At 47.6% G+C, this 23,280-nt stretch carries 22 protein-coding genes; 3 read left to right on the top strand and 19 right to left on the bottom strand.

The annotated features are described in order from the left end of the window. Positions 1-590: 590 nt before the first annotated feature. From FS818_RS27800 to FS818_RS27835, 8 genes are all read right to left on the bottom strand, one after another. Positions 591-1,001 (bottom strand): hypothetical protein, encoded by a 411-nt coding sequence (locus tag FS818_RS27800; protein WP_145336588.1) that lies wholly within the window; start codon positions 999-1,001, stop codon positions 591-593. A 210-nt stretch (positions 1,002-1,211) separates the two neighbouring features. After that, positions 1,212-2,465 carry an ABC transporter permease gene (locus FS818_RS27805; protein ID WP_145336590.1) on the bottom strand — a complete coding sequence of 418 codons (1,254 nt, stop codon included), beginning with the start codon at positions 2,463-2,465 and terminating at the stop codon, positions 1,212-1,214. 16 nt (positions 2,466-2,481) lie between these two features. Further along, positions 2,482-3,219, bottom strand: coding sequence for an ABC transporter ATP-binding protein (locus tag FS818_RS27810; RefSeq protein WP_145336592.1), 738 nt, complete (start codon positions 3,217-3,219; stop codon positions 2,482-2,484). 164 nt (positions 3,220-3,383) lie between these two features. Next, complete coding sequence (locus FS818_RS27815) at positions 3,384-3,791, bottom strand: type II toxin-antitoxin system death-on-curing family toxin (protein ID WP_145336594.1); 408 nt, start codon at positions 3,789-3,791, stop codon at positions 3,384-3,386. After that, complete coding sequence (locus tag FS818_RS27820) at positions 3,788-4,033, bottom strand: AbrB/MazE/SpoVT family DNA-binding domain-containing protein (RefSeq protein WP_397351832.1); 246 nt, start codon at positions 4,031-4,033, stop codon at positions 3,788-3,790. Before FS818_RS27820 ends, FS818_RS27815 begins: the two co-directional genes overlap by 4 nt. A 156-nt stretch (positions 4,034-4,189) precedes the next feature. Further along, positions 4,190-5,626: a hypothetical protein gene (locus FS818_RS27825; protein WP_145336596.1), complete on the bottom strand. Its 1,437-nt coding sequence runs from the start codon at positions 5,624-5,626 to the stop codon at positions 4,190-4,192. 49 nt (positions 5,627-5,675) lie between these two features. Continuing rightward, positions 5,676-7,022: a hypothetical protein gene (locus tag FS818_RS27830; protein ID WP_145336598.1), complete on the bottom strand. Its 1,347-nt coding sequence runs from the start codon at positions 7,020-7,022 to the stop codon at positions 5,676-5,678. Between the two features lie 199 nt (positions 7,023-7,221). Further along, entirely contained in the window at positions 7,222-8,556 is a 1,335-nt protein-coding gene (locus FS818_RS27835; RefSeq protein WP_145336600.1) for an MFS transporter, read from the bottom strand. Between the two features lie 464 nt (positions 8,557-9,020). On the opposite strand from FS818_RS27835, the gene FS818_RS27840 reads away from it, so the two are divergent. Further along, positions 9,021-9,482, top strand: a complete 462-nt coding sequence (locus FS818_RS27840; RefSeq protein WP_090924920.1) for a MarR family winged helix-turn-helix transcriptional regulator — start codon at positions 9,021-9,023, stop codon at positions 9,480-9,482. A 98-nt stretch (positions 9,483-9,580) separates the two neighbouring features. On the opposite strand, the gene FS818_RS27845 is transcribed toward FS818_RS27840, so the two are convergent. From FS818_RS27845 to FS818_RS27855, 3 genes are all read right to left on the bottom strand, one after another. Next, positions 9,581-10,072, bottom strand: coding sequence for a hypothetical protein (locus FS818_RS27845; protein ID WP_145336602.1), 492 nt, complete (start codon positions 10,070-10,072; stop codon positions 9,581-9,583). Positions 10,073-10,236: 164 nt separating this feature from the next. Beyond that, on the bottom strand, positions 10,237-11,745 hold the full coding sequence (locus FS818_RS27850) for an MDR family MFS transporter (protein WP_260984867.1): 1,509 nt from the start codon (positions 11,743-11,745) through the stop codon (positions 10,237-10,239). Between the two features lie 291 nt (positions 11,746-12,036). After that, positions 12,037-12,609, bottom strand: a complete 573-nt coding sequence (locus FS818_RS27855; protein WP_145336606.1) for a GNAT family N-acetyltransferase — start codon at positions 12,607-12,609, stop codon at positions 12,037-12,039. Positions 12,610-12,684: 75 nt separating this feature from the next. Here FS818_RS27855 and FS818_RS29020 point away from each other — a divergent pair, with 75 nt between their 5' ends. After that, on the top strand, positions 12,685-12,846 hold the full coding sequence (locus FS818_RS29020) for a hypothetical protein (protein ID WP_186375615.1): 162 nt from the start codon (positions 12,685-12,687) through the stop codon (positions 12,844-12,846). Here FS818_RS29020 and FS818_RS27860 read toward each other — a convergent pair. Continuing rightward, a complete protein-coding gene (locus FS818_RS27860; protein ID WP_145336608.1) occupies positions 12,843-13,139 on the bottom strand; it encodes a hypothetical protein in 297 nt (98 codons plus the stop codon). The two genes, FS818_RS29020 and FS818_RS27860, sit on opposite strands and share 4 nt — an antisense overlap. A 187-nt stretch (positions 13,140-13,326) precedes the next feature. Between FS818_RS27860 and FS818_RS27865 the strand changes: the two genes are divergently transcribed. Further along, positions 13,327-13,806: a GAF domain-containing protein gene (locus FS818_RS27865; RefSeq protein WP_145336610.1), complete on the top strand. Its 480-nt coding sequence runs from the start codon at positions 13,327-13,329 to the stop codon at positions 13,804-13,806. Between the two features lie 183 nt (positions 13,807-13,989). Here FS818_RS27865 and FS818_RS27870 read toward each other — a convergent pair whose 3' ends face one another. The 7 genes from FS818_RS27870 to FS818_RS27900 form a co-directional block, all read right to left on the bottom strand. Beyond that, entirely contained in the window at positions 13,990-14,757 is a 768-nt protein-coding gene (locus FS818_RS27870; protein WP_145336612.1) for a MerR family transcriptional regulator, read from the bottom strand. A 361-nt stretch (positions 14,758-15,118) separates the two neighbouring features. Beyond that, positions 15,119-16,543 carry an aldehyde dehydrogenase family protein gene (locus FS818_RS27875; RefSeq protein ID WP_145336614.1) on the bottom strand — a complete coding sequence of 475 codons (1,425 nt, stop codon included), beginning with the start codon at positions 16,541-16,543 and terminating at the stop codon, positions 15,119-15,121. A 639-nt stretch (positions 16,544-17,182) separates the two neighbouring features. After that, positions 17,183-17,605, bottom strand: coding sequence for a universal stress protein (locus tag FS818_RS27880; RefSeq protein ID WP_260989987.1), 423 nt, complete (start codon positions 17,603-17,605; stop codon positions 17,183-17,185). A 176-nt stretch (positions 17,606-17,781) separates the two neighbouring features. Further along, positions 17,782-19,002, bottom strand: coding sequence for an MFS transporter (locus FS818_RS27885; protein WP_145336618.1), 1,221 nt, complete (start codon positions 19,000-19,002; stop codon positions 17,782-17,784). Between the two features lie 256 nt (positions 19,003-19,258). Next, positions 19,259-19,708 (bottom strand): helix-turn-helix domain-containing protein, encoded by a 450-nt coding sequence (locus tag FS818_RS27890; RefSeq protein WP_145336620.1) that lies wholly within the window; start codon positions 19,706-19,708, stop codon positions 19,259-19,261. 293 nt (positions 19,709-20,001) lie between these two features. Beyond that, complete coding sequence (locus tag FS818_RS27895; protein WP_090924934.1) at positions 20,002-20,301, bottom strand: SdpI family protein; 300 nt, start codon at positions 20,299-20,301, stop codon at positions 20,002-20,004. Between the two features lie 175 nt (positions 20,302-20,476). Beyond that, complete coding sequence (locus FS818_RS27900; RefSeq protein ID WP_145336622.1) at positions 20,477-22,831, bottom strand: heavy metal translocating P-type ATPase; 2,355 nt, start codon at positions 22,829-22,831, stop codon at positions 20,477-20,479. Positions 22,832-23,280 lie beyond the last annotated feature (449 nt).

Below are 23,280 nucleotides of genomic sequence, written 5' to 3' on the forward strand. Positions count from 1 at the left end.
AGCCCAAATCCATTGCGTTATGATGCGTCAATCTGAGAAAAAGCTAGCTAGTGTCCAATATTAAGGGGTTGAACCGCTGGAGATCGTTAGATTTTCAAACACATCTAAATCGACCAAATAGCGTTCTCTGTGATCGTTAGAAAAAAATCAGGTACAGCACAGCAATGGCCGATGAGGCACTAAAAAAGTTACTACACCATACGTTTGCGCAAAGCAAAAGGCACCCCCTATGTCATTGTCCATGACCGGAGTGCCCTTTGTTTTGTTTTAACTCTTCTTTACAGCTCTAATTAGTGTTCCAGATACACCTTGCCGTTTAATGCAACATAGTTGCGGACTAGTATATTGGTGCAGAACTGCAATTGGTACTGTTTCTTGTACTGTTTCTTGTACTGTTTCTTGTACTGTTGCTAGTACTGTTGCTAGTGCTGTTTGTTCTCTGTACTGTTCTTGGGACTGGTGTTAGGACTGGTGTTGTCACGTTATTAGAGTTGTTAATGGCAACAAGTGTTGCTGTTGTGGCCACTTTAATTCTAATCTTTAGCGCCGTGTCTGGTTTTCCCTGTTTCCCCAGTTTCGTATTTCTATCCTCAGGCTTTAACGCTACCGGAAAATCCATCTGCCGAATCATCATAAACCGGGTCATCACTATAATTATGCTCGCCCTGGTCTACACTTTGTTCAACGTTCTGACCGTGATTTACCGCCTGGCTCCCGCCGCGTGCATAGCTTTCGTTCCAGTCCTCATTCACTAGATGTGCCGGGATGGATACGCTTTGGAACTGATCCAGTTCATCCACTGAGGAAGCGAACACCGCACTCCCTCCATGTGATTGCACGATCTCTACTGCGGATTGCGGGTCCTGACGATCCGTCGGAATATATAATTCAAGTGGTGTAGATTTATATGGCTTATAGCCTAATTCCTCCAAGGTTGCTTTTGCCTCAAGCAGTGCCGAAGGATCGGAAAAATGCACTTGAAGCTCACCGTTATCCATCATGCTCTACTCCTCCTCACTATAGATATTTCTATCTCCAGTCTGTGAAACCTATTGAAAATCAAGACATCCATGAATCCAGAGATACATAAACAGGACGCCCTGATATCCATATGCTTCACTTAACTTTTCATCTATAGCATGGGCAGTTCAACCAAGTGATATGCGCCTCGGATAGCAAATTCCTTTCACTCATCGTGATGCAAAAACAAACTATGAACGAGTCTGTCTGATCAAGCCTGCAACGGACACTGAACCATAGCTCAATGCCACTGTGCATGCAGCCGTCAGAAAACCGGAAAGCCAGCCCAGCCAGAACACTCCCATGACATACCCCATCAGCGCAACAAGTGGGAGCAGTAACATACGCACCATGATGGAGCCTGCCTCATGCAGCGCAGCAGAATCATACGTGACAAGCTGAACATACTCCGAGGTTGCCAGTACATCCCAGGCACGGTACAACATCACGGTGAGCATAATCACCAGTAATCCACACACGATGACATTGACCGGAAACGGCGGTAAAGCTACCGCTGCGATAGACAACCCACCCAGTTGCAGAAACAATTTCAACGTCTCGGAATTACGAAAGAATGCTTTGAAAGCGATCTCTGCCGTCCGATTTTGAATGGAACGTTTACGGAATAATTTACGAGGTTTACGAAAAACGATTGTTCGTGTCTGCGGAGACTTCGGCTTCCTCACAGCCTGACTTAACATCAGTGCAGTCAACCTGAGCCTGCTTCTCAAATCCTCGCGCACATCGCCTTCAAACGTACCTTTCATACGTAATCTCATCTGGATCATCGTAATGAGCAGTAGCAAAACGGCGGCAATACTGAGCATGATTTTCCACGTATACATGTCCCCTGACATCCAAGCCGATGTGCGAACAATCATCCATCCCATGGCGATCACAAGCGAGGTCAATGAGAGCCAGCGCCGCCATCCCGTATATCGAACTTTAATTATATGTATAGCAATGACTTGAAGCGACGCTACGGTTCCCAACCAGATACTGGTTAGCACGATCTGTAAAAGAGACATTTCATACACATGAGCGAGCAGTGGTGCAACAAGTGCAGTAATAAGTATCATTTTTCCAAGTTGTAACACCGTCACCCGCACAAGCCCTCGCATCATCAGTGTTCGCATCCATACCCTTCTCGATTTCAGGAACAATACATCCGCTTCTTCGATAAAAAGCAGAACTCCACCTGTCAAGATGATCAGTTCGATAATCCCCGTAAGCAAAGGTAAGGGTACACTTGTTGCCCATGCTGGCAGTGCTTTCGTCCACAAACTCGTGTACCAGCCGATAAAATATAGCAGACCCGGAATCAGCAGATACAGCCAGACTGTCCAGTCCACCACAAGTTTGAAATTGCGCCACTGCTCCCGAAGATGCTCTCTCTGTCTTCTCTGGTATAGAAGATGCGGGGTATAACGTTTCGGCTCTACCATCAGGCTTCTCCTTTCTTCAATCCGATGTTAACGTGTCAAAACAATCAAACAAAGATGCTTCCGGCATTCCCGCCGCGGCACGGATCTCATTCAACGTTCCTTCCGCAGCCGACCTGCCGGCAGCAATCAGCATGAAGCGGTCGCAGATCCGTTCAGCCGTATCGAGCACATGTGTAGACATTAACACGCCCGCCCCGCGGCGGCGCTCATCATCAAGCAATTTCAGAAAATCCTTTGTTGCACGCGGATCTAAACCGATAAATGGCTCGTCCACAATATAGATATCCGGTGAGGAGAGAAATCCGATCATGAGCATCATTTTCTGACGCATGCCCTTCGAGAAACTCGCTGGCAGATCATTACGGACATGATCCATACCAAAACGGACTAACAATTCCTCTGCTCTCGCTACAAAAACCTCTTCTTCTATTTCATACGCTGCAGCAGCCAGATCAAGATGTTCCCACAAGGTCATATACTCATAAAAAACAGGCTGTTCGGGAATGTAGGCGTAACGCCCTTCCCCACCGATGGTTACATCATAGTCGGCATGCTCCAGCAGGCCAAGCAATGTCTTGATGGTTGTACTTTTACCTGCACCATTGGGCCCGATAATCCCGACCAACTCTCCCGGCGCCACGTGCATCCGAATATTCCGGATCGTAGACTGCCCTGGCGCGTAACCAGCTTCGCGAATATGTACGTTCAGGATGGGATTAGGTAAAGCTATTTCTTCCTGCGATGCGTGCTGCATAGCTTAACACTCCTGTTCTTGTCCTTTTTATACGTGATGAACTATTTATATTGTAAATGAGTTTTGAGGATCATGTTTGATCAAATTGAGCAAAAAGTGTGCAAACAAAAACAATAAACCATTAAAACTCCATGATTTATTGCTCATACATTCTTTGATTCCTATTATGTTTTCTCCTCAGACCAACAGTGAGTTTGAATCATCGAAGTAAGATCTTCGAATGAATATTTGTGGTTGACCATATCAACCGTAAAATCCTCAGCTAAGGCCTGTTCCATTTTAAAGTAAATATGATTGTAACGTAAAAACATGACTAATGCAGTAAAGGCTGTTCGTTTATTCGCATTATGAAAAGGATGGTTTTGACCTAACGACTGAAAAATTGCAGCCGCCTTCTCATAGACTGTCGGATACGCTTCGTCACCAAAAGCAGATGATTGCGGTCTAGAAACAGCAGATTCAAGCAGATTAGAATCTTTTACACCAATCTGCTCTCCCGGGCTATACCGTTTTATCATCGCAACATTGATCGCAATTACTTCTTGAATATTTAAATAACGAATGAGACTCATCTGTCTTTAAGACCTTTCAAAGTTTGATCATACTCATCCATAACAGAAGCTAACGTATCCATAAAATCATTACTTATTCCGTTAGGCAAATTTACCTTGACCGACTTTTTAATGATAATTTCTCCGCTCGTTTGGTCGACCTCTACCTGAACCATGTCTCCTTGTTCAAGTCCAATTTGTTTGAATGCTTCTGTCATCGTTATTCCAAGGCTGTTACCAAACTTCGTTACTTTTCGTTCCATCTCTCTCACCCTACTCACTTAGACTCCTCCTATAATTATACTATTCAACTGTTATAATAATTATACCATGATTCACCCATTGTATTTGGTTAAATATAAAAAAAGAAGCAGGGGTTCCGGAGCCCCTGCTTCTTCATGTTAAAGTGAAAACTCATATTATCGATTGTTTTCCACCATAGTCATCTTTTCACTTTCTGCATCCGCATTAGCGTTCAGACCCAGATCGAGCATGCCGCGGCTTTCGCTGGCATAGCTACTGCTTGCGGTACGCTCATGGTCGTTCACGTTACTATTGCGTTCGGATTGAGCCCACGTTGCACTCTCGCCTTCCGCCTTCGCGCTCAGACCGAGATCCAGCATGCCACGGCTTTCGCTCGCATAGCTACTGCTTGCATTACGCTCACGGTCGTTCACGTTACTGCTACGTTCGGATTGAGCCATTGTTGCACTCTCGCCTTCCGCTTTCGCGTTCAGACCCAGATCGAGCATGCCACGGCTTTCGCTCGCATAGCTACTCTTTGCGGTACGCTCACGGTCGTTCACGTTACTGTTGCGTTCGGATTGAGCCATTGTTGCACTCTCGCCTTCCGCTTTCGCGTTCAGACCCAGATCGAGCATGCCACGGCTTTCGCTCGCATAGCTGCTGCTTGCGGTACGCTCACGGTCGTTCACGTTACTATTGCGTTCGGATTGAGCCATCATTGCGCTCTCCCCTTCGGCTTTCGCATTCAGACCCAGATCAAGCTTGCCTCGACTTTCACTAGCATAGCTGCTGCTTGCGGTACGCTCACGGTCGTTCACGTTACTATTGCGTTCGGATTGAGCCATTGTTGCACTCTCGCCTTCCGCTTTCGCATTCAGACCCAGATCAAGCTTGCCTCGACTTTCACTAGCATAGCTGCTGCTTGCGGTACGCTCACGGTCGTTCACGTTACTATTGCGTTCGGATTGAGCCATTGTTGCACTCTCGCCTTCCGCTTTCGCGTTCAGACCCAGATCGAGCATGCCACGGCTTTCGCTCGCATAGCTGCTGTTTGCGGTACGCTCACGGTCGTTCACGTTACTATTGCGTTCGGATTGAGCCATTGTTGCACTCCCGCCTTCCGCTTTCGCGTTCAGACCCAGATCGAGCTTGCCTCGACTTTCACTAGCATAGCTGCTGTTCGTGTTGCTGTTGCGTGCCTGACCATCTTGTGAATACTCGTTCATCGTTGCTGCTTCTCCAGACACATTGGCATTCAGACCGAGGCCCAGTTTGCCAGAGCTACTTTGCTCGCTCGTAACGTCCGTAGATTCGTTATTGTAACGGTTCGTGTTCTCGGCGGATACACCGGCGTTTAGCCCCAGATCCAGCTTCAATGCACCGCTTGCGCTAGAGGAACCCCCATAGTTGCCAGTATTCCCGTAACCAGCGTCACGTTGTCCTGACAACAATGATCCCAGTTCCAGACGCAGACCTGCATTCAGATCCAAATTACCGTTGCTGTTGCTGTTATAGCTATCTGCATAGGTTGCCTGTGAAGCTCCCAGCAATCCAGCTACCAACGTACCCGACAATACCGACAATTTTACCCAACGATTCACTTTTTTCATGATAATATACACTCCTTCTCATTTTTGGTTGAATTAACGCCATTGTTGTTTATGAGAAAGAGGTATATTTCGGCGGCTGACCTGGTGGTGCTTGTGACCACTGGCTGAAACCATCCAAGCGTTCCATGTCAAAAGCAAAGTCATAACCTGGCATCACCAGACTTGTTATCGCCAAAGGCAGTGCCACAGCCGGAACGGATGCTCCGCCCCCCGTCACACCGGACGAACCGGAGCTTGTACCTGTAGCGGTACTCGTTGCAGAAGGAGCTATTGCCATAACAGACCAGTTAGCCGGACGTTCTGCCCGTGGTTGCCATGGTGCAGAGGCTTCATCCTGCTTCTCAGGTATTGCCTGATCCGTATTCAGATTCCCCTGACCTTGGTTCTCCGCTGTTGATTTACCAAAGGATGGGTTCATCCGCAACCATTCATTATCCAGTAAAGATACGTTTGAATTTGTTTCCTTAGCACGTTGTTTCAGACCATCTTGCTTCACAGGCACAGCCTGAGAAACAGCAGGCTCAGTCAACGAATCCGGATTGATCTCACGATCCATCACCTGACCTGTAACCTGTATTTCATCTTGTGCCGTGTTCTGTCCACTCACCTTGCCCTGAGACGAAGGTGAATCGACTGCCTTACTAGGCTGATCTGAAGTATCTACAGGCTGTTTCGGTTTAACAACCGGAAGTTCAATCTTTCCTTTACCAGGATCAACCTCTGTTGATATACCAGTAGCAGGCACGTTTGCTTTCACCTTTGGAAGCTGTACCTTGCCTTCGCTCAGATCTACACCTGATGCCCTGACATCCACCGATGTAACTTCAGGAACATCAACTTTCACGGAAGGAAGTTCAACCTTGCCTTGCCGCAGGTCTGTTTGTACAGCAGACGTCTCTGCTTGGATAACCTCAGGAACCTCGGCTTTAATTCCCGGCAAGGAGGCTGTTCCCTCCTCAAGATTCACCTGACTGTTGGATACATCTGCTCGAATGACAGGTGTGTCTGCTTGTACAGAAGGAAGATCCACCGTTCCTTGCTTCGCATCGATGCCAATCTGCGATGTTCCTGCCGATCCAAGCGGTGTATCCACTTTCAGCTCAGATACACTTAGCTTGCCGGTAGATGCATTCGTTTGGATCGAAGGAACTTCTACATCGAGTAGTGGTGTGGATATCGATATCGATGGAGTCAGATCAAGACTGCCATCTGCATCTCGTGAGAGCAGGTTCAGTGACAATCCGCTGGACGGTTTGCTTGAACCCGCCTGATTCTGAGCATCATCTGCATATACATGCGACGAACCGATGCCCATAACCAACGTTCCGGCCAGAATGGCTAACGGAATGCTTGCCAGACGAGTGATCGATCTGGGTAATTTCCCTTTTAAGTCCAAGTTGCTTCACCCCCTTTCCGCGCTAGCGTTGGTGGGACAAGGCATATGAGTTTTCCCCTAAGATTAATTAGATTATAGGGATTTCTGCCTGTTCCTCATTAAACATGAAGGCGTTTCCTCAAACGATTTTTCAGTAAAATTATTTTAAATTTAAATTAATTTCCGCATTCATGTTGGGCGATTACCTCTCTAAAACACCTTACGACACTTCTCCGTTTGCCACAGATTTTGCCGGAAGAACTGCCTCCAGATCTTCTCCACTCTTCGCTCTTGGCTTCAACAAATACAGCAGACCGAGTAGTGTCAGCAGCACACCTGAACTTACAAACGCAGGCACAACACCAAACGAAGTCACTAATAATCCTCCAGCCACAGGGCCGAGAATGTTGCTCGTTGTCATCACACTGCCTACAGTACCAAATACCCTGCCTGTCATCGGCTCAGGAGTCTGTTCCTGCAACAGAATCTGAAAAGGTACCACTGCAAACCCGATGCCAACACCGGCCAAGGCAAACAGCGAAATAAGAAGCAAATGTGCACCCATTCCTGCAGAAGGCCACACGACAACGACTATACCAGCCGTCCCGATTACAAGGCCTGTTACAGCGGTTCCCAGCCCCATTTTTAAGCCATGGCTTGCTGTTTTCCATTTCCGGACACTCATCGCCGCAATTAACGTTCCGACACCACTTGCCGCGACACACCATCCAAGCAGATCACCCGAAATGCCGGGAAGTTGCCTGAATAAAACAACCGTTTGTGAATCGGCAAATTGCAGAAACAAAATCGCGGATGCTAGTAAAAAAAGTGACGTTCCGACATGAGGCAGAGAAGCTAGCATACGGATGCCCTCAAGTGTTTCTTTCCAAAAGGATTGTTTGACTTGAATTGATCCTGCTGTCTCTTCCTCTACTCCTGTTACGTCAGAATTCACTCGTTGGATCACCCGATGTCCGGGAATCCATAATAAAATAATGCCAGAGATCAGAAACGATGATGCATCTAACACAAAACACCACGTGATCCCGAACCCGGCTACGAGTAATCCGCCCAACGCGGGGCCGATAATTTTAGACATCTGTTCAATCACCGAGCTAATGGAAACCGCCTGAGCAAGCTGGTGAGGTGGCACAATTTCTTTTAATTTGCCGTTCTTCGCGGGTGAGAACATGACGTCAAATAGAGATTTAAGAATAAGCAATACGTAAATTTGCCATATCTGATTCGCGAAAATAAACGCACCCACAATGATAATTCTTGCTCCGTCGGCGGTAACCATCAACCATTTACGGTTCAACCGATCTGCCAGCGCACCCGCAAATGGCCCTGTGAGAAGCATCGGCAATGCCGCAGACAACATCACAAACGTGATCTCCCACGGCGTTGCATTCCAGCGAAGCCCAACCAGAGTGAAAATGGCCAACAGATGTAGCCAATCCCCCAAGTTGGATATCGCCTGAGACACCATCAATGTTACAAAAGCACGATTTTGTTTCAGTGCACTTTTCCCCGCTAAAGTGTTTTTTGTTGTCATCCCGTTTCTCCTCCATCATTTTCCGAATGTTTAATATGAAAATGATTATATAAAAGAGGTTGAGTCAGAACCTCCTGCCCGAGTCGGAGATAAAGGAACATCCACAGGAGGATTTTTCATTTTCCTGGTATCCTGCACTCTAATCCATTTCATTGCTCCAATCTAAAATATGTACGCCAAATCGTGACAAATGATCAAATTTTAAATGCTAAAAATGCAAATCTTGTGACATATCGCATGTTTTTCGGCCAAAATGAAGTCTACAATGAACATATGACGATCCTCTGATTCGTCAATCGATATAATGATCCAACTCATATAAGTTGATCTGATCTTTTACTAAACGCATTGTATAAGTTTAACTTTATGCACGGGTAAATTAACCTTAGTTCAAACTTATACAGCAAAGAGAACCTTCATATATCACGTCAACTTATATAAATACACTGAAAGGCGGGATCAGCATGCTGGAATTACAAGAGATCGGGACAGAACGTTCACTTCATCTGTACCGCACCTTGGCCCATACGTTCAAAAGTGTGAATGAACACGCTGTATCTGGAAGTAAAGTACATGGTTTTAATCCGACTGCCTATGGAGTGCTCGAAGTGTTATATATGAAAGGAGCACAACCCATCCAGCAGGTAGGAGCTCAACTGCTGTTGCAGAGCGGGAACGTTACCTATGTCATTGACAAGCTGGAGCAAAAAGGACTTCTACGCCGCAAACATTGCCCGCAAGACAGACGAATCATTTTTGTAGAACTGACAGAAGAAGGCCAGCGCACGATGGATGACATCTATCCAGGATATGCAGTCAAGATTGATCGTGCAGTCAGCGGTCTAAGCGAAGAAGACAAAGAACTGCTGTCCGAGCTTCTGGGCAGACTGGCCCATGGAGCAGAAAGTCTGTCAGCGAGCAGCTAGAACCAAGCGCATCCTACCCGAGCTAGACAACGAACCAGTTTACGTTAGATAACTTAGCGAGTGGTAGAGATACAAAAACCGGAGGGCCTGACCAAGGCTCATCCGGTTTTTGCTTGTGTATTATTTTTTAGCCAATGAGATCCTGCTCTTAAAATATATTGCCAGATCAGAAAGATCAGGGTCATGATACAAATCTGGCGAATGGCGTCCATATTAAGAAACGTATTCCCCCGAAACACAAAAAGAGAGAACAGAACACCGCTTAATCCTGCTAAAAGAACATAACCAATCACTACAGATACAACCGGATGGATTCTCCCTCTAGTTCGTTGCGCCACAGATATCGATACCGCATCCGCAAAGAGTGACAATGGAAGCATGAGAAAAATGACTATGGCCAGATAGATCAACACGGTAATAACTAATGAAGACCAGAACGGAGTATAGTACGTATTATCCATTCGCTCAGATACAGGCACGTATTCGTTGAGAACTGTAATAAGAGACATTGAAATACAGGTCAGCAATGCTGAGAAGATACGGACAGGAAAAGAAACGGAATGCAGGGCTAGCCACTTCGGGTTACTCAAGTCACATCATCCTCCTTTTTCCAGTTCATCATACCAAACCCATGGAAACATAAAAAGCAACTGATGTTCAGCTGCCTTTTATACATAGCGTAGCGAAGATATGCAACAATCCATGAATTCCATTGCTTTGCCATGAATCTCTTTGCTTCTCCCGTGCATGTCAGTTACTTCTGCATGGCTTCCACTTGCGGCGGGGCATCTGCATCCTCAGGAACAATTAGCCTTTTGCGCAAGGCCAGCGTAGTAACCCACGAAACGATCGCAATAACAAACATGATGACAAACAAGGAGTGCAAGCTACCCTCCAGCACACTGCGTAGCAACGCCCACTTCTCGTCCGATAACGCAACATCCGTATGCGGTGCAAGCAGCTCATTCAGATCCTTCTCCGATATACCTGATGCCGCTAAATTTTGTTCACTCGACAGTGTCGAGATACGGAAATTCAGCCACGTTCCAAATGCCGCCGCCCCAATCGTTTGACCAAGTGTACGCATGAACGTATGCAGTGCCGTTGAAGAACCGCGTTCTTTGTACCCTACAGACGACTGCGCGATAATCGTGAAGATCGTAAAGGCAAACCCGAACCCTAGACCATAAATAAAGGTCAGAATAAACAATACGGCTTGTGGCGAGGTTCCTCCAACTAAGAACAGCCCACCCGAACCAATGGCGATCCCGGTAAGTCCGATTAAGCTGGTCAGCCGTGATCCAATCTTGAGCAATAATCGGCCTGCCAGCACGCTACCGATTAGCCAGCCAACCGACATGGGCGCGAGCAGCAAACCGGACTCGGTTGCATTTCCTCCACGTACGCCCTGCACCCAGAGCGGCAGATAGCTGGTTAAGCCGATCATCAATGTGCTGGTCAGCAGGCCGGCGATATTCGCCACCCGGATGTCCCGGATACGGAACAGATGAAGTGGAACCATCGGGGCCTGGGCTCTTTTTTCCACCACAAAAAACAAGATAAGAAACAAAACCGCGACCACGCTCAGTCCAACAATCAATGGAGAACTCCACGCGTAATACTGCCCACCTGCCGACAATACAAAAAGCATAGCGGTAATACCAACGGTGAAGGTGAGTGCACCGACATAATCAATTTTAGCGGTACGTGGTGAAATGTCCTCTTTGAGATAACGGAATACAAACCACATGGCGAGCAAACCAAAGGGCACATTAAATCCGAAAATCCATTGCCATCCGAGGTTGTCTACGAAATAACCTCCGAGCAGCGGCCCGACGAGAGACGAAATGCCCCATACCGAGCTGATCCAGCCCTGGATTTTGCCACGTTCCTCAATGCGGTAAATATCCCCGATAATCGTAAAGGTAACTGGCACTACAGCGCCTGCGCCAATCCCCTGAATGGCACGGTAGATGATCAGTTGCTCCATATTCTGCGAAAGACAGCATAAGAGTGAGCCTAGCAAAAACAAGGCACAGCCGATGAGAAACACGGGTTTACGTCCATATATGTCACTAATTTTGCCAAAAATCGGGGTACTGACTGCCATCGTGAGCAGGTACGCCGTAAAAATCCAGCTGAGCAGCTGCACGCTCCCCAATTCGCTGACAATCGTTGGACCCGCCGGACCGATCACCGTGCCTTCAATCGCGGACAGAAACGTCGCCAGCAACAAGCCCGCAAGAATGAAACTGCGCTTCAAACCTCCTGTTGTATTCACACAAACCCTTCTCTCTTTTTTCTCTTTAACCATTAGAAGATATTATTTACATGCCCACTGCGAGCCAGAACAATCTTTCGATCGTTGTTACCCCCGGATTTTTTTGATCTTATTATTCAAGAGGGAAAATCCGGTGGTAAAGACGAACGCTTCCGATGTAGCCTCGTGCCGAAAGCTTTTAGGTGAACCTTCCACTTCTCCAGCTTTGTTCTGTTTCTTCGTTAATGTGTAATCTCAAAATAAATTAAGTATCTTTTCCTACCTTCCTTGCCGCTACTTTCTCTTGTTGCGAAGGAACTCATCATATAATAGCGAGTACATCACCATATCCTTATATCCCGTAGACGTATGCTGTACCTGGCGAAGCAGGCCCTCTCTTGTAAATCCCTGGCTTGTCAGGAAAGTTCCTGAGGCTGCGTTACGCGGGTCCACAAGTGCTTCAATCCGGTTCAATCCCATCGTCTCATAACCAAAGGGCAAGAGCGCCGTGAACGCCTCAGACATATAGCCGTAACGCCAATACTCTCGGCCCAGCTCATATCCGATCTCACCGCGAAACGCCCCTTCCAGCTGCCAGGTGTTGAATCCGCAGCTACCGATAAGCTTGCCTGTAGCTTTCAGTTCAATGCCCCACCGGATGGCGTCCTCTTCCCCTGCCATATGGTTCAGCAGCCCGATCATATCGGCCGCCTCGCTTGTCCCAATCATGGGCGCGAGATTCATATACCGTGTAACCTCCCGGTCGGACCAGTGCACGAACATCTGCGCAGCATCCTTACGGCGCATTTTGCGCAAGCGTAACCGCGGCGTCTCCAGTTCCGGGATTCTTCCTTTACATTTATACATCACTTGACACTCCGATCCGATCCTTCTCTTGCAGACCATAAGATTCATTAGCCATCTAACCATAACCTGCACCAATTGGCAACTGTTCACTCCTCTGATCATATCAAAAAACCGGGCGCATCCGCTCCCGGTCCTGATCTACCTATGAATCCACCAGCACAGGTTGTCCTGTTCTATGCCGAGAATCAATCTTTATTTGCTCAGTTACTCGCAAAACCTGATTTGCAACAGTTTTAAGCCGGAGAGGCCTTCTTGCTGTCAGGCAACAATTCTTCGCTCACCCGTCCAAGCACAGCAACAATTTCCTTATACTCCTCAATGCCTGTCCCGGTCAGGCTCCACTGGTCTCCGTGGGCAGTCAGGAAGTTCTCTTGCGTCAGGTGTTCAAGCTCCTGCTTGATCTCACGTTCGCCCACGCGATATCCTCGCTCTTCTAACAAAGGCAACGCGTCGCTTACGTTTAAATCCTGATTTTGAGCAAAATATAGAAGATGAATTCGTACGAATAGATTCTGTACTTCTGCATGCATAAGCTAAGCTCCTTCCCGGGTTGTAGCCCTTCTTGGTTGCTAAGTAATTACCCCGCGAAAGAAGCGGAGAAACAGGCGCATAATCCAGGTACTGTCATCTCTTTCCAAAATCATTCCGCTTGACTAACCGCATCTACTGCACTATCTTGAAAATAAGTACCATTTTTGCTCGGGAGGGTGATTCACCATGTTTCAAGCTGTTTCCTATGAAGGAACACGAAGCGAGCAGCACACCGCCGTCCTGGGACAGTTAAGTGCTCTGATCCGCGATGAACCTAGTGCGATTGCCAATCTGGCTAACGCTGCTGCGCTGCTCAATGTATTTTTAACCGACACCAACTGGGTCGGATTCTATCTGTATGATGGAAAAGAACTGGTCCTTGGACCGTTTCAGGGATTGCCTGCCTGCATCCGTATTCCACTTGGACGCGGAGTATGCGGCACATCTGCTTCGGAGAGACGCACACTCGTTGTTGATGATGTGCATGCTTTTCCAGGCCATATCGCCTGTGATGCTGCATCCAACAGTGAGATCGTTGTTCCGATTATCAAAGACGGACAATTATATGGCGTGCTGGATATCGACAGCCCGATCAAAAACCGTTTTGACGATGAGGATCGTATCTTCCTGGAAAAAGCGGTCAGCTTGCTCGTCGAGCAACTGTAAACCGTCTGATTCATCTCCTATTCATGTGAACAAGAGGACTCTGTCCTCAACCGGTGATATCCATATGTATGAACAAAAAGCGCAGCCCTCCCGGAGGTCTGCGCTTTTTGTTGCTATGTTCTTACGAATGCTCTTACCATTGTTCTTACCAATCATCTTGCCCGCCCATGTTACTTTATGCATTCAGGATAGATCTTGTGCCGCTTTAATGATCATTCCCTCTCGCAGAAACTCTGCCAGTCTTGGATGATAACCATCATACATTTTACGAAAATCGCGGTGCTCGACGTACAGATTGGCCAAATCCCGATAAATCTCAGCCGTAGGTGTGTAATATCCTTTGATCCATTCAAGATGTTTTCCAATAATTTGCTGCACAGCCGGACTTCCCGGATCAAGTCCAAGCTCCAGCGCCTGTTTCAAATCCAGATGAACCTGATCGATTTGGGTCTGTGAGTCCAAAAAATCCTCTTTGGATTTCAACTCGATCTTCTCCGTTTTCGAGTCACGTGACGGGAGGGTCTCAGGCAAGTGCTGTGTTTGACCTGCTTCTGGCAATCTGGCATGACGCGTATTATGCGCGAAGCCACGGTACAGGTCGTGCCCCTCCATCGTTTCTTCCCCCTGCAAATAAGAAACCGTTCGATCCAGTGTTTGGATCAAACCGTGCAAGCGAAGTGCTTCCTCCAAAATTCGGATACGATGTTGCCGCATGACACGGATGATTTCCACCGGTTCTTCCTTGAGCATAGAACCGATCTCTTCCTCCGCTATCCCTGCTTCCTTGCAGAACAAAATCTGTTGCAATGTCAGCAATTCTTTTTTTTCATAATAGATATCCTCATCCAGTCCGCGAAAAGCAGGGGACAATAACCCCAGCTCCGCATAATAACTCAACTCACTCAGGCTCACACCTGACATACCCGATACCTCGGTCATAGAATACGCCATATGAGTTCACCTCCTACCTGTTATGCGTTCTCTGTGTGTTCACCCGCCGTATTGCTTACGATATATTTAAAAGATACAAAAGAATTGAAAACGCTGTTGAAAATGCATGCATCCATGTCCTATGAAATTCAACGGGTTCAGACAGTTGCTTGCAGGATGTTACCTATTTTATACCCTTCTCACCCAATGTGAACCTGTAGTCAGCGCAGAAAAATGATCGTTTTTTTGAAGCCACTTCAAGCTGATGTCGATCGTTTGTGAAATAGAGTTACAAGCAAAAATCCTGCACCATGAGATGGATACAGGATCTTCGAAAATATCATATGATCGCTTTATTGCAAAGCAAAAGCGATGAACTCACTTAATTTTTGTTAAACATGACAAACTTCAATTCCGTCATTTCTTCCGTTGCATATTTCACACCTTCTCGCCCGATGCCGCTTTGCTTCACACCGCCATACGGCATATGATCTACCCGGAATGTCGGGATATCATTGATCATTACGCCGCCCGCTTCAATGTCATCCACAGCTCGGAGTGCCGTTTGAATGTCATTGGTGAATACTCCTGCTTGGAGTCCATACATAGAGTCGTTAACATGCTGAATGCCTTCTTCTACGGAATCAACCGTGTTAATCACAACAATCGGTGCAAACACTTCCTGACAAGAAACCTTTGCATCGCGTGGCACATTCGCAAGCACGGTTGGACGCAATATGCCTCCTTCAGCCTCACCACCTGCGACCACGGTTGCCCCTTCCTGTTTCGCTTCTTCAATCCAGTCCAGAGTACGTTGCACATCCTTAGATGTAATGAGTGCTGATACAACCGTATCCTCGCTCAGCGGATCACCAATCACAACCTGTTCAGCAGCTTCGGCAAAGCGCTTAATAAATGGCTCGGCGATCGACTGATGCACGTAGATACGCTGTAATGAAATGCAGACCTGGCCCTGATATGTGAAAGCTCCCGTCACGCTACGCGGGATCACCTTGTCCAGATCAACATCCTTGTCTATAATGACAGCTGCATTGGAGCCCAGCTCTAGCGTAACCCGTTTCAGTCCAGCGTTGTTGCGGATGTTTGTTCCTACGGCCGGGCTACCTGTAAAGGTAAGATAAGCTACATCCGGATGGCTCACAAGTACATCGCCAATTGTTTTACCATCACCGCTCACCACATTCAGTGCTCCGTCAGGCAATCCCGCCTCTTGGAGCAGATTTGCGATGTAATAGGCAGACAGCGGAGTCTGCTCCGCAGGCTTAAGCACGATGGTATTTCCAGCTGCCAGTGCGGGTCCAACTTTGTGCGCAACGAGATTCATCGGAAAATTGAAAGGTGTAATGGCCCCAATCACCCCGAGCGGCTGCCGCATCGTATAGCCAATGCGGCCTTCGCCGCCTTTTGCCGCATCCATCGGAACGGTCTCTCCGGTCAACCGTTTTGCCTCTTCGGCAGCAAACCGATAGGTTTCAATTGTACGATCAATCTCACCTCTTGCCGCCGTGATCGGCTTTGCCGCCTCTAATGCAACGATGCGGGCCGCCTCCTCTTTGCGTTCCTCCAGCATGGCGGACAGCTTGTACAGCAAGTCTGCACGCTGATGTGCAGGCATCTGGCGCATCGCTTTACGTGCCTTCACGGCCGCCGCAATGGCGGCTTCGGTCTCCTCCGCCGAGGCCGAAGCCACTTCTGCCAGCGTTTCTCCGGAATACGGCGCCTGAAGTGTTGTATATTTTACCGATTCGGTATGTTTACCGCCGATAAACAGATGTTGTTTTTTCATAAACGCATCCTCCGTTCATTCGATTCCTCACATGCTCCATATTTCTCTTCATAAGCATCTATGGATGCTCATTACCCACGAGTAACAACTACTTACCTTACATAACTCTACTCTAGTTATACACCATTTCGCCCTCTTCCACCCAGTTGGCGAAACGATAAAAGTGAATTGGAACGGATCGTTGGTGAAAATGTGGTTAAGCCCCGCTACCGGGTGCTGCTTTATCGTGAATAGGTACTGCCACTGGTTGCTGTTACTTTGGTGCTTCGTTACTGCGCACTGTGACCAGGTGCTGTTTCTATGGCACCATTGCCACTAGTAAACCTAGTACATATCACGTACACACATGTTACTTTGTGCAAAAGAACATACTTCACAGTATGCAGCAGTCTGTTGAACCACAGGGCTGGCATAGGACGATACTTCTCAGCTCTAACGATCACCAGGAACGTTATTCAGCGAGATTTGAGGCGAATGAAATTCTAACGATCACCACAAGCCCTATTTCACTCAAAAACATGATAATTGCTCGTTTTTAACACGGAAAAGAGCAAATAACGTCTCTAGGGATCGTTAGAATTTTAAAAGATTGTTTTTTCGCAAAATAAGCTCTCCTGAGATCGTTAGAAAATCGTTGCTTTATTTCACTGTCAGAATCGGACATTCTGCGTGCTTCAGCACACCATGACTGACACTGCCAACTACAATTTCTGCCAGCACACTTTTACCCCCGGTGCCTATTACAATCAGGTCACATTTCCGCTCACTCGCCATACGACAGATTTCTGTTACAGGATCACCTGCAACCAGCAATGTCTCGTAGGCCACACCGCGACCAACCATTTGTTCAATCACTGGCTCCATAACGTGCTTTCCCTCTTCAGCGATACGTTCCTCCAAATCAACGCCAAGCGCCGGTTCGTTAATTGAAATAGAAGGATTCACATGCATAATCGTCAGACTGACAGGATGTTTCATCTGTTCAGCCAACATCAGAGCCTGTTCCAGCGCCTTTTTCGCATGATCCGATTCATCTACAGCGACCAATATTCGTTTTAGCATACCCATATCCTCCAGTCTCTTCATCGCCCCGAATTTTTTTCGTTATCTAGTTATCTTGCAATTGAGTTAAGGTCCACTTCCATCATGTTTCCGTATAAATGTTCATCAGCCTCGCCTATAACATATAACATCTGTTTACGAGCCAAACTCGCAGTATGTCCATCAACCACAATTTATTAATGAGCTGTGATCGAAGCATCAATATCCCGCAGGTGACGACGACGCATCAACAATACAGCAACGCCGATCAGCACCATTAGCGCACCGAAGTAAAACGGCGTTTCTGGCAAAAACCATTCCGACAGCTTACCCGCAAGCCACGGGGCTAGTGCACCGCCCATAAACCGCACAAAGCTGTACGCCGCAGACGCTACGGAACGCTCTACTGGAGCGGCTTCCATCACAGCCGTTGTGATCAACGTATTGTTTATTCCAAGGAAAATCCCTGCTACGATCACCGCAACAATAACCGTCACCGAGGAGCCCATTACCGTACCCACAGCCATCACCAGCAAGTCCAGCGCAAACAACGTGAGCATGACACTCATGGAAGGCACAGAGCCAAACCGGCGCTGCAGCTTCGGTGCCACAAAGACGGACGTAACCGCCAGCATCAGTCCCCATCCAAAGAAGACATATCCAAGGCCGTGTTCGTCCAGTTTCATGACATAAGGGGAATACGCCATCAACGTAAAGAATCCAAAGTTATATAAAAAGGCGGTAATCGCCAACGTTTTCAGTGAAGGATACCCAAGCGCTTTGAACGGATCGGATAACGTGCTGCGTGTTTTCGGTTTAGCCATTTTGGGCAACATAAACATGATGCTGATAAACGCTATTGCCATCAGGGCAGCTACCCCGTAGAACGGGCCGCGCCAAGAGATCGAACCCAGTTCCCCGCCAAGCAACGGACCAACGGCAATCCCTAGACCCAGTGCTGCTTCGTATAAAATAATAGCCTTGGCTGTCCCCGACGTGGACAAGCCAACAATAGCTGACAACGCGGTGGCGATGAACAAGGCATTCCCGAGTCCCCAGCCCCCGCGATAACCAACCAGCGCTCCGACCGTGTCGGATGTACCGCCAAGGAACGAAAAGACAATGATTAGCAATATACCGCTGAGCAATGTCCATTTCACACCAATGCGGCTGGATACCACACCCGTAATCAGCATCGCGATCCCCGTTACCGCGTTATAGCTCGTAAACAGCAAGGACACCTGGCTTTTGGACGCGTGTAGTTGATCCGCAATGGCTGGCAAAATCGGGTCTACCAGACCCAGTCCCATAAACGAGATGATACAGGCGAATGCTACAGCCCAAACCGCTCGTGGTTGAGACAGCAGACCTCCACGGGATGACGGTAATTCGTCAGGTAGTGATGGTTCTCTTTTCATAGGTCATTCCTCCGATGTAATGTGTAATGTTGAGATAGTGAAAATAATTGAGAACAATTGATTAGTCGAATGAATTTTCATGATTTTTCTTGTTTTTTTCAAAAAATAAGTTGCAAAAACAGCACAAGGACACCGGAAATTCCGGTGTTTTGCATTCATCCGTACTGCTCTGCACTCCCACATAGGACTTGCAAAAGCTCCCTATGCGTATCTTTTCGCTTCGGCTTCTTGTTGCCTTATACGTTGCCTACTTGTCTTAATCTTCGTGGCTCTCACGAGCATTGGCTTGCAACGTCTGTATGCCCGTTCTAACACGCCCACGAAGCTCCTCCAGCTCCTGTTGTACAGCATGAATACTCTGAAGCTTCTGCTCCAGCAACTGCAACTGACCATCCAGTGTGGCTTCCATTCTGGTGAGCTTTTCGATCCGCTCTTTCACCTCAGTGGTCTGCTGATAGTCGAAACGTTGCTCGTTCAGCACATCTGTCGTAGCTACATAGGCATGAAGTTCTTGTAGCGAAAAGCCAAGTACCTCTTTGGCTCGAACCACTTTTTTCAAATAGTCGATGTCATCCTGTGAATATAGCCTCGTTCCGCCGTCTGTCCGCTGAGGTGAAGGCATCACACCAATCTCTTCATAATATCGAATGGTACGCTTCGTCAGTCCGCAGGCTTTGGCGACATCATCAATTTTGAACAAACTCATTGGCTCCACCTCTCTTATATGTCATTAATGTTATGTACATAATTATATATAATCATAACGTTAACGTCAACGTTAGATTTTAGTTTGGAATTCAACCATTAAAATTATTCATGAAATGATAGATATAATCAACCATTCCGTGTTTGAAATAGAAGCAGAAAAATAAAAACAAAAAAGACCCGCATCTGGCGGATCTCGATGTAATTATACAGGTCATTACGGGCGTTGCCCTGCACGCATTGACTAACATTTCTGGTCTGGTCTTGACCTTATCTTATCTTATCTCACTTCTCTTACTTCCCTTGCTTGTCCTGTTCCTGCTGTGCCCTTTGCATTTGCTTCAAACGGCCTTCCACCCGGGTAAACAGCCTGATGGTATAAAAGCCTACAGCGATTAAACTCAGTACCAATGCACGCACATCCGTAAGCCAGAAACCGATCACACCAAAAGCAGTAATAATAACTCCAAACTGCATCATCAGTGCCGAACTGTACCGCTGCGCTTCTTCCCACAGCGCCCGGTCGCTCATTGCACGGGGTGTACGATACCCATATATTCCGTTAATTTGTTTTGGCGGCTTCTTGTACACCATTAATCCCAAAATGAAATAACATACTCCACATATAATCCCCACGAATGCTCCTGCCAAAATGCTCGCTCCTTCTCTTGTCTTTAGCTCTCAAACCACTTCAATCCACAGTCAGTCATAAAAACAGTAAAACGGCTCTACGTATATACGCAGAGCCGTGCTGTACGTTTCAAACATTTTAAACGTCCTTGATCCGAAGAACCCGCATCGCATTCAGTACCGCAAGCACCGTAACACCCACATCGGAGAAAACAGCTTCCCACATGGTCGCGATCCCGAATACTCCCAGCAACAGGAAGATCGCTTTGACTCCCAGCGCAAATCCGATATTCTGCCAGACAATGCGGCGTGTACGCTTCGCAATACGGACGGCACTGGCGATTCTGGACGGTTCATCCGTCATGATCACCACATCCGCTGCTTCAATGGCTGCATCCGATCCGAGTCCGCCCATGGCCACACCAACATCGGCACGTGCCAGTACGGGTGTATCATTAATGCCGTCACCGACAAAGATCATTTTTTCCTTCGGTAATTTGTTTTGTTCCAGTTGTTCCAGCCGTTCGACTTTGTCTTGGGGTAGCAGTTCGGCATGAACCTCATCCACGCCAAGCTGCCGTGCAACTGCCTCTCCTACCGCTTTGGCATCGCCCGTCAGCATGATCGTTTTGTGTATGCCGAGCTGTTTGAGCGCCTGAATCGCAGATGTTGCATCTTCCTTCACTTCGTCCGCAATAATGAGATGTCCAACATACTGTCCGGCTTCAGCTACATGCACAACAGTCCCTACCGTTAGCGGCTTCGTATACATAATCCCTGCCTGCTCCATCAATTTGGCGTTGCCTGCGAGCACTTCCTGACCGTTCACATTGACTTTAATCCCATGTCCGGCTATCTCGTCATATCCGTCCACACCTTGCGAGGGAATATCTTTCGCCCAAGCGGCACGAATGGATTCCGCAATCGGATGATTGGAGTTCGCTTCGGCAATTGCAGCCAGTCTCATCAGTTCCTCTTCCGTACGCGTACCTTCAGGATGAACAGACGTGACCTTGAAAACACCTTTGGTTAATGTGCCCGTTTTGTCGAACACTACCACTTTAACGTCATTCAGAGCTTCCAGGTAATTACTTCCTTTGACCAGAATGCCGTTACGCGAAGCTGCGCCAATCCCGCCAAAGAAGCCAAGCGGAATCGATACAACAAGTGCACAAGGACATGAAATAACGAGGAACACCAGCGCACGATAGATCCAGTCGGCAAACGTTGCACCGCTAAGCAATAATGGAGGAACGAAGGCAATCAGAGCAGCCAGAATGACCACAACAGGTGTGTAATACCGGGCAAATTTGCTGATAAAATGCTCTGTTTTCGCCTTGCGGCTGCTGGCATTCTGCACCATGTCGAGGATTTTGGATACGGTGGATTCACCAAAGGTTTTGGTGACCTCTATGGTTAACATCCCGTTTTTGTTCACAAATCCGCTGAGCACATCACTTCCAGGCTCCAGTTCCCGTGGAACAGATTCCCCCGTCAACGCGGATGTGTCTACCATGGAGCGGCCTGCCTTCACGATACCGTCGAGAGGCACACGCTCACCGGCTTTAACCACGATCCGGTCGCCAATGCGTACTTCTTCCGGGGAGACCCGTCGCGTTTCTTCCCCAGCTCCTGGGAGTATATTCGCATAATCCGGGCGAATATCCATCAGGGACTGAATCGACTTGCGTGAGCGGTTCACTGCCATGCCCTGGAACAGTTCTCCGAGCTGATAGAAGAGCATGACCGCGACACCCTCAGGATACTCTCCAATGGCAAACGCCCCAAGCGTGGCAACCGTCATCAGGAAGTACTCGTCAAACACCTGACCGCGGATGATGTTTTTGAATGCCTGTAGCACGATATCGCCACCAGCGATGAGATAAGCCACTACGTATAGCGCAAGCTGTGCCCAGCCATCCAGCGGTGACCAGATCGCCGCGGCAAGCAGCACAGAACCAGTTGCTAGGCGGGCTAGTAACGTTTTGGTCTGTCCGGCACCATGCTCATGTGAATGCCCTGCATGAGCGTCACTGCCTTCGGCGTGGTTATGCGTATGGTTGTGATCATGTCCATGGCTGTGTCCATGATCATGAGTATGTTCATGTGAATGAGCATGGCTCTGATGTGGATGCTTATGCGTGCCCGCCGCTTGGCTTACGTTCGTGTGGGCATGACGACCCGATGAATGGGAGTGCCCATTGAAATGATCATGGTGTTCATCCGATTCGCTCTGAGATTGACGACCTTGCCCTTTTTCCGAGATACGAATATGTGGCTCCAGCCGCAACACCTTGCGCCTCACTTCCTCCACTACCTGCTCATCCATATTGGAATTGGTGTACATGGATAACGTTTTGGTTACAAAATTCACGGAGCATTCATTAATGCCCTTAATTTTACTCACACCATTTTCAATCTTCAGCGCACAGTTGGCACAATCCAGTCCATCAAGCAGCAGTTCCCTTTTCACCTGTTCCTGTCCGGTTCCCATGTGAATTCTCCCCTTTGCAGTCCGAAAAAAGTTGAACTAAAGGTATTACACGAGCACTACGATGACAGAATAACCTTCCAATCGCTGTTATCCCCAAATTTCTTTTATCCCTTTCATCTTCAGAGGGAAATTTGGTGATAAAGGCGAACGCTCCGCTTTTCCAGGTTTTTTCTGTCCTCTCCGTTTTTGTGTAAAAAATAGTTCATCTTTTTTAATTTAATCTTGTATTTAATAATATATGAGCAATCATTCATATGTTTAGTTAACCCCATTATATGCATGCCCAAACGGGAGTGTCAACACAAGGTGTTGATTTTGGATACAGAATATGCAGGGCGTGTCTGAAAACGCTGAAGGAAGCAGATTTTGCCGAATTTTCGTTCCAAGCCAGGAAGTTTAACGCAGGCGTGCCGGGGCACGTCAAGGGAAAGTGACGCAGCAGGGGGCGA

The organism is Paenibacillus xylanexedens, assembly GCF_007680605.1.
Classification (GTDB): Bacteria; Bacillota; Bacilli; order Paenibacillales; family Paenibacillaceae; genus Paenibacillus; species Paenibacillus xylanexedens_B.

Coding starts and splice junctions, on each gene's coding strand:
- FS818_RS27800 (WP_145336588.1), bottom strand. CDS start 1,001: ATGATGGATAACGGTGAGCTTCAAGTGCATTTTTCCGATCCTTCGGCA.
- FS818_RS27805 (WP_145336590.1), bottom strand. CDS start 2,465: ATGGTAGAGCCGAAACGTTATACCCCGCATCTTCTATACCAGAGAAGA.
- FS818_RS27810 (WP_145336592.1), bottom strand. CDS start 3,219: ATGCAGCACGCATCGCAGGAAGAAATAGCTTTACCTAATCCCATCCTG.
- FS818_RS27815 (WP_145336594.1), bottom strand. CDS start 3,791: ATGAGTCTCATTCGTTATTTAAATATTCAAGAAGTAATTGCGATCAAT.
- FS818_RS27820 (WP_397351832.1), bottom strand. CDS start 4,033: ATGGAACGAAAAGTAACGAAGTTTGGTAACAGCCTTGGAATAACGATG.
- FS818_RS27825 (WP_145336596.1), bottom strand. CDS start 5,626: ATGAAAAAAGTGAATCGTTGGGTAAAATTGTCGGTATTGTCGGGTACG.
- FS818_RS27835 (WP_145336600.1), bottom strand. CDS start 8,556: ATGACAACAAAAAACACTTTAGCGGGGAAAAGTGCACTGAAACAAAAT.
- FS818_RS27840 (WP_090924920.1), top strand. CDS start 9,021: ATGCTGGAATTACAAGAGATCGGGACAGAACGTTCACTTCATCTGTAC.
- FS818_RS27855 (WP_145336606.1), bottom strand. CDS start 12,609: ATGTATAAATGTAAAGGAAGAATCCCGGAACTGGAGACGCCGCGGTTA.
- FS818_RS27860 (WP_145336608.1), bottom strand. CDS start 13,139: ATGCATGCAGAAGTACAGAATCTATTCGTACGAATTCATCTTCTATAT.
- FS818_RS27865 (WP_145336610.1), top strand. CDS start 13,327: ATGTTTCAAGCTGTTTCCTATGAAGGAACACGAAGCGAGCAGCACACC.
- FS818_RS27870 (WP_145336612.1), bottom strand. CDS start 14,757: ATGGCGTATTCTATGACCGAGGTATCGGGTATGTCAGGTGTGAGCCTG.
- FS818_RS27875 (WP_145336614.1), bottom strand. CDS start 16,543: ATGAAAAAACAACATCTGTTTATCGGCGGTAAACATACCGAATCGGTA.
- FS818_RS27880 (WP_260989987.1), bottom strand. CDS start 17,605: ATGCTAAAACGAATATTGGTCGCTGTAGATGAATCGGATCATGCGAAA.
- FS818_RS27885 (WP_145336618.1), bottom strand. CDS start 19,002: ATGAAAAGAGAACCATCACTACCTGACGAATTACCGTCATCCCGTGGA.
- FS818_RS27890 (WP_145336620.1), bottom strand. CDS start 19,708: ATGAGTTTGTTCAAAATTGATGATGTCGCCAAAGCCTGCGGACTGACG.
- FS818_RS27895 (WP_090924934.1), bottom strand. CDS start 20,301: ATGGTGTACAAGAAGCCGCCAAAACAAATTAACGGAATATATGGGTAT.
- FS818_RS27900 (WP_145336622.1), bottom strand. CDS start 22,831: ATGGGAACCGGACAGGAACAGGTGAAAAGGGAACTGCTGCTTGATGGA.